At 36.1% G+C, this 9,630-nt stretch carries 11 protein-coding genes; all 11 read right to left on the bottom strand.

What is annotated here, in order from left to right; all coding sequences use genetic code 11:
* Nucleotides 1-733: 733 nt before the first annotated feature.
* Complete coding sequence (locus FC77_RS02145) at nt 734-1,543, bottom strand: hypothetical protein (protein ID WP_056969941.1); 810 nt, start codon at nt 1,541-1,543, stop codon at nt 734-736.
* Between the two features lie 242 nt (nt 1,544-1,785).
* Nucleotides 1,786-2,655 (bottom strand): hypothetical protein, encoded by an 870-nt coding sequence (locus tag FC77_RS02150; protein ID WP_056969942.1) that lies wholly within the window; start codon nt 2,653-2,655, stop codon nt 1,786-1,788.
* 262 nt (nt 2,656-2,917) lie between these two features.
* A complete protein-coding gene (locus FC77_RS02155; RefSeq protein ID WP_056969943.1) occupies nt 2,918-3,316 on the bottom strand; it encodes a hypothetical protein in 399 nt (132 codons plus the stop codon).
* A complete protein-coding gene (locus tag FC77_RS02160; RefSeq protein ID WP_054681447.1) occupies nt 3,313-3,684 on the bottom strand; it encodes a hypothetical protein in 372 nt (123 codons plus the stop codon). The genes FC77_RS02155 and FC77_RS02160 overlap by 4 nt, the downstream gene beginning before the upstream one ends.
* Nucleotides 3,685-3,890: 206 nt before the next feature.
* A complete protein-coding gene (locus FC77_RS02165) occupies nt 3,891-4,247 on the bottom strand; it encodes a hypothetical protein (RefSeq protein WP_056969944.1) in 357 nt (118 codons plus the stop codon).
* A 2-nt stretch (nt 4,248-4,249) separates the two neighbouring features.
* On the bottom strand, nt 4,250-5,017 hold the full coding sequence (locus tag FC77_RS02170) for a ParA family protein (RefSeq protein WP_054681451.1): 768 nt from the start codon (nt 5,015-5,017) through the stop codon (nt 4,250-4,252).
* A 21-nt stretch (nt 5,018-5,038) separates the two neighbouring features.
* A complete protein-coding gene (locus FC77_RS02175) occupies nt 5,039-5,920 on the bottom strand; it encodes a tyrosine-type recombinase/integrase (protein WP_056969949.1) in 882 nt (293 codons plus the stop codon).
* 664 nt (nt 5,921-6,584) lie between these two features.
* Nucleotides 6,585-7,568, bottom strand: coding sequence for an Arm DNA-binding domain-containing protein (locus tag FC77_RS02180; protein ID WP_056969945.1), 984 nt, complete (start codon nt 7,566-7,568; stop codon nt 6,585-6,587).
* An 85-nt stretch (nt 7,569-7,653) separates the two neighbouring features.
* Nucleotides 7,654-8,148 (bottom strand): SHOCT domain-containing protein, encoded by a 495-nt coding sequence (locus tag FC77_RS02185; protein WP_225723731.1) that lies wholly within the window; start codon nt 8,146-8,148, stop codon nt 7,654-7,656.
* A complete protein-coding gene (locus tag FC77_RS08220; protein ID WP_056969947.1) occupies nt 8,030-9,214 on the bottom strand; it encodes a glycosyltransferase family protein in 1,185 nt (394 codons plus the stop codon). The genes FC77_RS02185 and FC77_RS08220 overlap by 119 nt, the downstream gene beginning before the upstream one ends.
* Nucleotides 9,215-9,303: 89 nt before the next feature.
* Nucleotides 9,304-9,630: LPXTG cell wall anchor domain-containing protein (locus tag FC77_RS02195; RefSeq protein ID WP_156641824.1), on the bottom strand; the 327-nt coding region annotated here is incomplete at its 5' end.

A 9,630-nucleotide genomic window follows, 5' to 3' on the forward strand; every position in this document is an offset into this window, starting at 1 on the left:
GGTTTTTATCGCTATGGTTTGGGTTTAAACACGTGAAATTGTGCTTTATATTAATACCCTGCATCTGCAAATATTGACCAAGCAGAGCTTTTAATCTGTCCTGCGATCTATTATTATTGTTTTGGGTATTCATTTTACGTATACCTCCATTTTTATAAATTGATTGAGTAGTAACTGGTCAGAGTTGCTGCTCTTTTTATTTTGCCAATAAGTCAGCCAATAAGGTGGTAGAAGCTGTACTTCGTACTAACAATATTAACGAACATACTTAGAATATAGGGTTACGGGCGCTTTTGTAAACAAGCCCGTAAACCCTCTTAAAGTTAATTAAAGTTAATTAGCAAGTGAAGAAAAATAAAAAAAGCTGTGAGCCTTACTTATAAGCGTAGTTACAAAAAAGGAAAATTTCACAAAGCGTCAAAGTGCTACACAAAACTGTCAAAGTGCTACACGCTTCGCGTCAAAGTGGTACACGCTTACTGCATCCCTTGTGGCTCTATGGTTAAGAACACTTTTCGTCTTTTACTATTTCACTAAAAAAGCATGAATTATAAAAAGCTTGTAATTTCTTGCAGCTCTAGGGCTTACAGCACTTTTTATTGGTTACCCCGTCAAAGTGCTACACGCCCTAATAGTCCTTACTCGCTGTAAGCTTCAGAGAATTATTAATACAAATTTTCAATTTCTAGTAAAAAAGAGCAGAAAACTAATTAAAGTTATCTGCTCTTAATATTTATTCTTCTGCTTCTTTTGCCTTTTTAGCTTTTTCTTTAGCTTCTTTAGCTTCTTTAACTGCTTTCGCTGGTAAAGGTATTGCAACGTACTTTTTCCAGTGAACTAACAGCCTATATTGTTTAAACTCCGATAATGGAAGCTGTTTGAAGGCTGTAACCTTATTGCCGTTCTTGTCTAAGAAAGTATAAGTAATTAGGTTTAAGCCCTGCCCGTTCTTTTTTGGGAATTTGCTGCCATCGCTTAATTTATCTAAAGCCTTTAAAAAAGGTTCGATAACGTGAGAATAAACACTAGAATTTGTCTTCCCGTTTTCATCAATTAGCCCGACTTCGTGAAGGATAGAGCCTACTATATTGGCTCTATTTTCGTTGCGAAAATTATTACGTTTGTCGCGTGCAAGGTAATAACCAACGTACCATGCTAGTGGGTATCTTCGCGTATCTAGGGTAGTTAAAGCCATAGGTAAGAACATAATATACGGCTTTCCGTAGTTGGTGAAAAAGTCGAAGAAATCGCGATCATACTTAAAAAGTATGTCGTTTCCATCTGTAACAGTGTTGTTGTTACTGTCTTCATCTTCCGCTAGCATACCAAAGATATGGAAGGTAAGCTTTTTAGTTTGGGTTTGCTTCTGCCGCTTCTGCCGCGTTTGTGACGCTGTAGCTGCGGGGTTATTGTTAAGGGTCTTAAGCCATGTTTTACTTGGCTCTAGTTTCTTCCCTACTTCCGCGATATTTGCTACAATACTTTTGGAAGTTTTAGCATCTTTAGCACTCTTTAGAGCGCTTTTTTTATTGCCATTTTTCATTTGCAAAATGATCCTTTCATAAATAAATTTCTTCTAAATAAGGATCACGCTCTTAATAACTGTTAAATTTGGGCTGCTGCCCGTTTTTTGCTATCGTGCTTGCCTTCTTTCACTGTGAAGTTTGGACTTGCTCCAATAAAGTGTCTTGCATTCAAAAAAAGGATAATGGAAAATTATTACTAGCATTTTGTAGCATAGCATAATTTAACCGTTAAAAAGGTTTAAGCTTCGATTTAGCAAATTTATTTAAAATCTTTGTGTATTAAATCTTGTATTACTACTTCGTTTTGCAAGTTACCTACTTCAACGTTGCAATTAAAATGCTCTTTTAAATATTTAGCAACGCTTAAAGGGTTAACTTTAGGATTTATCATCCCTTCGCAGTCTTTTAAAGGAAACGGGTAAAAGTGTATTTGTTCGTACAGATAAGATATTTTTTTGTCTTTGTGGTTTGCCATAGCGTGCATTTTATCAATATTATTAAGCAACTCGCGGGAACTAGAAGATAACTCGTATTTTTCGGTTAATCTGCGATCATGTAATAGTTGCTTCATTCCTTGATAAAAGACTTTATAAGCACCAATAAGCTTAAGGGCGTCAAAGATATTACCGTACGCGTCTTTTGCGTAATCAATGTTTATTATTTGGCTTTCTTCAATCGCGTGAACAGCAAAGTCTTCAAACTCTGATAATTTCAAATTATCAACAAAGTTATAGACTTTAATAGTTTCTTCATTGCTTAAGGCTTGCCTGTTTTTAGTTAGCTTGTTGGTTAAAAAGTCTTTTATTAGATATTTTGACGCGTAAGCTTGGCTAATAAGGAAAGCTACTGATTGGTTGGCTGCGGCGTTCTTAGCTAGCAATAAATTTAATACATTTAATGAAAAAGTAACTAAGTGTTGATAGAGTTTAAACTCTTCGTATTCTTCTTTGCTGCAATGTTGGTAGAAGTTATGTAGTAATTGATCCATTTCTTCTACGGTAAAAAGCTGTTCATTGTTACTATTTTCAGAAAGAATACAGTTATTAAGGAACATGATACGTCCTACCTGCAGTGCAGAAACGCGGTGCTGTTTTAATAGCCTCTTCATAGCATATTTATTAATCTTCATGGCAATCTCCTTGTACAATATAAAGCCTTTAGTTTACTAAACTTCAATAAGTGAATACCACCACCTTTATTTATATTGGCTGCATTAAACACCAACATGCTTAAAATACTTGTTGTCGGGGTCGATACTTAGAACATGATTTAGCTTTAAACGGGGGTAATCTTTTGATAGCGTCCTTACTGATTCTTTTATTCTTCATAAATTCTCGTTCTTTTTTTGCTTCAATCATGCTTAACTGCATCCCCTTCAAAGGGATGCTCTTTTATTGTTTGCAATATTGCTCTTTTTCTTCATCAGATAAAAAAACATGTTCAATATCAAGTTTGGGGTATTCCTTGATAACTTGTTCAAATGCTTTTGTGGGCTTTGTTGCTCGCTTAAGTATTTCATCGTCTATATTGTCGGGATTGCGCGATAATCGTTCAAGTTCATCCATGCTCATTTTGAAAAGATTATACGTGTAATCGTTAATAAGAACTTTAGCAGGGCGGTACTTGTGCTTCAAATAATCAATAGCCTGCTCCAGCGTGTCAAAAACTTCACCATCGTATTTTACAAGCCACTTATCGTACACGGCATATGTTATAAGCATCTTTCTGCCGCTTGGGTGTTGGGCTTTCTCAATACGTTTAATTCTGTTAGTAACTCCTGCAAGTGTCATTCGTTTGCTACCTCACTTTCCAAGTTATCCAAACGCTGCAATATATCCTGCGTTTCTTGAACGTGAAAGCCTGCGTCTAAAATAATCTTTGCTGCCCTCGTTTTGTCAGAAGGTGAAGCGTCGGGGTCATCTAGTACGCCTGCTAAGGTGTCTACCGCGTGAGAAGTAAGACTTCTAAGCTTGTTGCCTGTGTACTCCATAGCCTGCCGCTGCAATTCAGTATAGGCTTTCTTAAAGTCGGGGTCATTCTCATATCTGTTAGCTGTAGTGCGTGAAATATGTGCTTTCTTGCAAGCTTCTGTCTTATTGGAACTGGTTAACAATGCTTCTAAATAGTTACGCTGTTTTACTTCCGTTGCTTTACTCACTGGTTCACCTTCTTAAATCTGTTTCAAAATGTATCAAAATTACTCATTTCAACTTCCGCTAACACATATTTGTAGAAGTTAAAACTTTTACCCTGAATCAGGGTAGAGGTTCTGTCCAATTTTGGACATATCTTTTCACTGCGCAATTTTGCGCAATGAACTTTTTGCTTCATAGTCCATCCCTACAAAGGGGATGTTGGACTAAGCTAGTTGCTTAGCTTACTCACCAATTCTTTAATAGTGGCGTTTTTCATTTGATTCTTTAAATACTTGTTAACTGCTTCGTTAATAATTTCGTTTTGGCTAGTTCCCTTAATTCTTGCTACCAAGTTTAATTGCTTGTCAGTTTCGGGCGTAATAAGAATTTGCTTACGCTTAGAGCGCAATTCTGCGGGCGTTTTCGTTTGTTTAGCCTTACGATTGGTGGAAGTTGATCTCTTACGCTTCGTAGCTGCTGCGCTTTTTTCTGCCTTTTCAGCATTTGTTGCATTTGCACGGCTAGCCATGTTAATACCGTCCATTAAGCTATTAGCTGCGTTTGTTACGTCAATTTTCTTAGTCATTGCTAATTCTCCTGTAAAAATTCATCTATAAAATTATTAACGTCTTCTGTAACTTTGCCGCGTGGGTCATATTCATAAATTGATTCAAAGGCGTTTTGGCTTTCTTTTACTGCCGTAGCTTCCCTTATACGGGACTTAAAGACTTTAGTGTGTAATTGCTCTGCTGCGCTTTCCAATACTTTAGAAATGCTTTTAGCAAATACTGTGCGCTTGTTGAATCTACCAATAAGAATACCCGCTATCTCTAAATCTGGGTTTGATCTATTCTTGATAGCTGCAATGGTTTGAGCTAATTCACCAAGTCCTTTAAGTGAGTAAATGTCTGCTTGTGTTGGAACTAATACAGTATTTGAAGCTGTAAGGGCGTTTAATACTGCTTCGCTTAAAGCAGGCGGGGTATCTATAACAATGTAATCATAGTTAACCTTTGAGTTTTTAATAGTGTCTTTAAGAATGTATTGCGGGTCGATTCTAACCTTTTGAGTTAGCACTACGTCAAGTTCTGCAAGTTTGCTGCTTGCAGGTGCTAGGTCGATATTGTCGTTAACTTTAACAATAATATCCTTTAATGCTGCGTCACCAGTTAACACTTCAAATGTTGTCTTATTTTGGTCATAGTCTACGTGCATTGAAAAACTAGCGTCTGCCTGTTGGTCAAGGTCGATAAGTAATACCTTTTTGCCTCTGTGTGCTAGTCCATACGTTAAAAATAAAGCTGTACTGGTTTTCCCAGTACCCCCTTTTTGATTAGTTACTGTTATTACTTTCATCGCTGTTTTTCCTTTACTTAATTAATCAAAAATAGCCTTGTCCACGTCGCTAGAAGCTGGGTTCTTTGCTACGTCTAAGTTGTGGGCGTATATTTCCGTTGTTTGCATATTTTTATGTCTTAATAGCTGCTGCGTTTGCTGCAAAGTAGCACCATGAAGCAAAGACAAAGTAGCTGCTGTGTGTCTTGTACTGTGGGCGGTTAATCTTGGTGAGTTATAACCTGCCGCAATAAAAGAATGCTTGACAATACCGCTTATGCTTCGCGTTGTCATACGCTTCCCTGCGTTGTTGTGGCTGGTGCTTGTAAAGAGTGGTTGATCTTCTTTTAGGTTCTTACGGGCGCTAAGATACTCGCGTACTGCGTCTTCTACGTGCGTTGGCATTTTAACAGCCGCGTCTTTTTCAACATGTCCTTTGCCTTGCACATATAACACGGTAGCGTCTCCACTCGTTCTTAAGTCACCAACGTTACTACGGCTTATTTCAATAGTTCTTAAGCCCATAGTTAGCATAATTGCTAACATAGCGTAGTTGCGTTTTCCAATAAGTGTGCTGCGATCTATGGTATCTAATACATGCTTAGCTTGCTTACTAGTTAAATAGTCTTTCTTGAAATTCTTTCCAATTTTTGCACCTTTAACATATTTAGCAATGTTTGGATATAGTCTTTCTGCTTCTGTCCATTTAAAGAACTGTTTAACCGCAATAATGTAATTTTGTATTGTTGTTGGTCGCTTGCCGCTATCCTTTAGATACTCGCGATACTCGCGCACTGTGTCCATTGTCGGGTGTCCATTGTTCGTATCCTTTAGATATTTAAACCATTGGCGCAATGATGTCTTATAAGTTCTTACAGTGTTTGGAGTAGCGTCGATAAATGCTACAAAGCGTTCGAACAACATTGATAAATTGCTGCTGCTTAGGCTAAGTTCGTGGGTTTGACTTTTAGTAGCACGTCTTATTGTGGGCTTTATATTAATACCTTCGTTCATCGTTTTTCGCCTCTTTACATACTCTATTATACACACTTTGTGTATGTTGTGTACCCTGTGTAAGCGATGTATAGTAGAAATGTCGATAATATTAGCTTTACGATACCGCCCTATGCTTAGCAACTCCCCTGTAGCTTCAGTAATTTAATTATACTACAAACATATACACCTTACACACCTTGTGTATATGTGTATCTTGTGTAGCCTGTGTTAGCAATGTATGTTGTGTAACTTGACTACCATGTCCGTAACTGTAGTTACGCTCATAAAGTTTTGTTATGGTCTAACCCCCGTAATCATAACTACGGAGGTTAACACAACATACACCAACTGTGTATCAATAAGAGTGCGTTACCACACCTCGTTTGCTGCTTCATAATTAGCCCGCATCGCGTTTATATCACTAATTAAGTAAAGCATGTTAGTCTTGTAAAAATACTTTGAAAAACGAATTTATCGTGCATTATGGACTTGCACCGCTCCTATGCTGAAAACCTTCCAATTTTGTTGGGTAGGGGGATGCACCAATATCAACCCAATAAAAAAAGGCTAGCTCTGAAGCTAACCTCATTCATTAAACTTTAAAAGTAAATTTATATAGGGGAAGGTTCGCACTATTGGGATTAATCGTTCCCGTTGCACTTGCCTTTACGCTATCAAATAAATCTTTGTATTTTGGATCATCTAAGGAATATTCAATCGGATCCGTACCATTTAAGTCAATAAATAATTTAGAATGGTTATTCTGCTTTAAGTTTGAAATTATATTTAGGAACTCTTTATTTAATTTGATAATTCTGACTGAATTGGTATTTTTGGTAGATTTGTCAGCTTCACTACTATCATAATTTTCGATTTTATTTTTATCATGATTAAATGACTTATTTATATTAATAGTTTCATGCTTAAAGTCGATATCTTTCCAGGTTAATACATCAATTTCTCCTGGACGCATTCCTGTATATATAGCAGTTATAAGCATATAACGGCTAATGTATGATGGCTTTATATTTTTTAAAAGCGAATCCTTAAGCTCTTGAAGTTCTTTATAGTTTAAATAATCAATCTTACGTGTTCGTTCACTATTCCAGATCAAATTAATTCTGTTAGTAAAATTAATATGAATAATTCCATCAGAGACTGCATCAGACACACAGGTGCGAATTGTCCCGTTGGTCTTATATACTGTGTCTTTAGCATGGGTTTTGCCGTATTTATTCATAAATGCTTGATAAGAATGTCTATTTATTTTAGATAACTTGGTTGAGCCAAATTCTTTTGATATTTTTTTGTAAATAGTATTGTATCTAACTTTGGTGTTTCTCGATTTATTTGGAGTTTTGTAGGTCGTATACCAGTCTCTAAAATATTCAGCAAAGATAGGGTCCTTATTTGATATTGCATTCTCGGACTTTGCAACCTCCATTTTATTGGCCCATTCTTTGGCTTGACGTTTGGTAGGAAAGCCGCTTTTGGTTTTATACTTCCGCTCATTATGTATTCCGTACCATGAAATTTGTGCTTGCCAAGCATTGCCACGCTTCATAAAATATGCCATATTATATTCAGCCTCTTTCGAATGTATGTTCAGCAAAAGTTCAAAACAATACCTATCCGCTCAGAGAGTGGGCAGGTTTATTTTTTTACAAGCCTAATAGTTGTTTTTTCTTAGCTTCAAATTCTTCTTTAGTAATAATCCCATCATCGGCTAATTTTTTGAATTTTCTTATTTCATCAGCAGGATCAGCACTTGCTGCCTTAACAGTTGGCTGTTTAACCGCTTGCTTAGCTTGTTGTGTGACAGGCTGTGCGTTAGGTTGATTAGGTTGTTGAGCCTGGTTTGCGGCGATGTTGGCCTGATTTTGAGCTATGATTACATCCATTAGAGAGACAAGGCTGTTAAAGTTTTCAATACATGATCTGGTGGCATAGCTATTAGCCTTCATTTGTTCAATTTTTCTTATAAAGACAATTTCAAAATTACTTCCGTCTTTTAAAGTTATGATCAAGCCCAGATGGTCAATAAAGTCGTTCCTTTTTCCACCTGTAGTAGCACCGACAATGGCTCCAACGCCACCAGCCAGTGCACCACCAACAACAGCTCTGGTAATGCCGTGATGTTTCGTAATTTTGCCAATCATCATCATATCCGTAAATTTTTAAATCAATAAATGGCAACCTTTGGTGAAGAAAAATCACAGCATTAATTAATTGATCTAGTTGTTTAACGGGAGTTAAGCGGGCAATTGCAATTAATTGGCCAGGTATTCTTTTTTGAAAAGAAGATTGTTGATTTAATAATGTTTGAGGTAAATAGCTAACAGGAATTGCATAACAAGGGATCTTTAATTCCTTGCGGTTTTGGAGGTCCAAAGCTTCTTGTTTTGTTGCACATATAACACCGTTGATTTTACTTCCCAATGAAAATAACCTTTTTATATAGGGGAAGGGTTCTCCCTGAGGTTGGGCATTTTTTGTAAAAGCTGAATGTAGAACAACGTATTTTTTAGCAGGCTCTGTCATTAGTTTGAACGGTTGAAGAACGTAATCTTCTCGATCTGAATAAAAAACTGCTGATGTATCTTTTTGAGCTAAATGATCTAAAAAATAAGCCCAGAATTGTGCTTCTTGATCAAATTGGTACCAACGATTTAACTGTTGCAATTGAATTAGAGTCAACACTGGAATATTACCGGCTCCACCACGATAATGATAAATTAAAAAGGCATTCCCCTGAAAATTATAGTAAGAACGATTAATTAATTTACCCCCATCATCAAAATATTCGGAGTAACTAAGTTGATTATTAACATAAAAATCTCTTCGGTCTGTAAATTCCCAACGATCAAGATATGTGACATAATCAATTTTTCCGTGATACTCAATAATTTGAATCCGAAGTTTATGATTAATAAAGCCTTGATTATTTTGAATGTTTAATCTTTTATCGCTTAACAAATTATCTAATAATTTCTGAGTAGGAACGGATGTTTTAGAATTTAAATTTTGAAAGTAAGCAATGGGGTTAATAATGTCACTACTGATATTTAAATTCTTCCATACATAAAGTTGATAACGTGAATAATCAAGTGCAACAATTTTGGCCGGGATATTCAGTGCTTTAAAGAGTTTAAGTCTTTTAATTTCGGCTAACTCTATAGCTGAAGTTAGTTCATCAATTCTAGAAGTGATAAAATAATTCATCTAATACAACCTCCTATTGTGTGATAAAAGGGTAGTAGTGATTAATCTCACTACTACCCTTTTTAATTTCATCAAAACTAATTAATTAATTAATTTTCTCGTTTCTTTCTATAGGTAAACCAACTTGTTAAACTTCCTAATATTAGTAATAGAACACCTAGGATTGAAACAGAACTTTTTGATTTTTCACCTGTTTGCGGTAAAGCAGTATTATTTTTAGATGCTAAATTATTATTCTTAGGTTGATTATTTGTTTTACCATTAATTGAAGATATTGTGTGACTATTGTTTTTGTTATTTTCAATTAATTGAGTTGGTTGAGTCGGCTGAGTCGGTTGAGTTGGTTGAGTCGGTTGAGTTGGTTGAGTCGGTTGAGTTGGTTGAGTCGGCTGAGTTGGTTGAGTCGGTTGAGTCGG

It is taken from the genome of Lactobacillus acetotolerans DSM 20749 = JCM 3825 (genome assembly GCF_001436775.1).
Lineage (GTDB): Bacteria > Bacillota > Bacilli > Lactobacillales > Lactobacillaceae > Lactobacillus > Lactobacillus acetotolerans.

Coding starts and splice junctions, on each gene's coding strand:
- FC77_RS02155 (WP_056969943.1), bottom strand. CDS start 3,316: ATGACACTTGCAGGAGTTACTAACAGAATTAAACGTATTGAGAAAGCC.
- FC77_RS02180 (WP_056969945.1), bottom strand. CDS start 7,568: ATGGCATATTTTATGAAGCGTGGCAATGCTTGGCAAGCACAAATTTCA.
- FC77_RS02175 (WP_056969949.1), bottom strand. CDS start 5,920: ATGTTGTTCGAACGCTTTGTAGCATTTATCGACGCTACTCCAAACACT.
- FC77_RS02150 (WP_056969942.1), bottom strand. CDS start 2,655: ATGAAGATTAATAAATATGCTATGAAGAGGCTATTAAAACAGCACCGC.
- FC77_RS02145 (WP_056969941.1), bottom strand. CDS start 1,543: ATGAAAAATGGCAATAAAAAAAGCGCTCTAAAGAGTGCTAAAGATGCT.
- FC77_RS02170 (WP_054681451.1), bottom strand. CDS start 5,017: ATGAAAGTAATAACAGTAACTAATCAAAAAGGGGGTACTGGGAAAACC.
- FC77_RS02165 (WP_056969944.1), bottom strand. CDS start 4,247: ATGACTAAGAAAATTGACGTAACAAACGCAGCTAATAGCTTAATGGAC.
- FC77_RS08220 (WP_056969947.1), bottom strand. CDS start 9,214: ATGAATTATTTTATCACTTCTAGAATTGATGAACTAACTTCAGCTATA.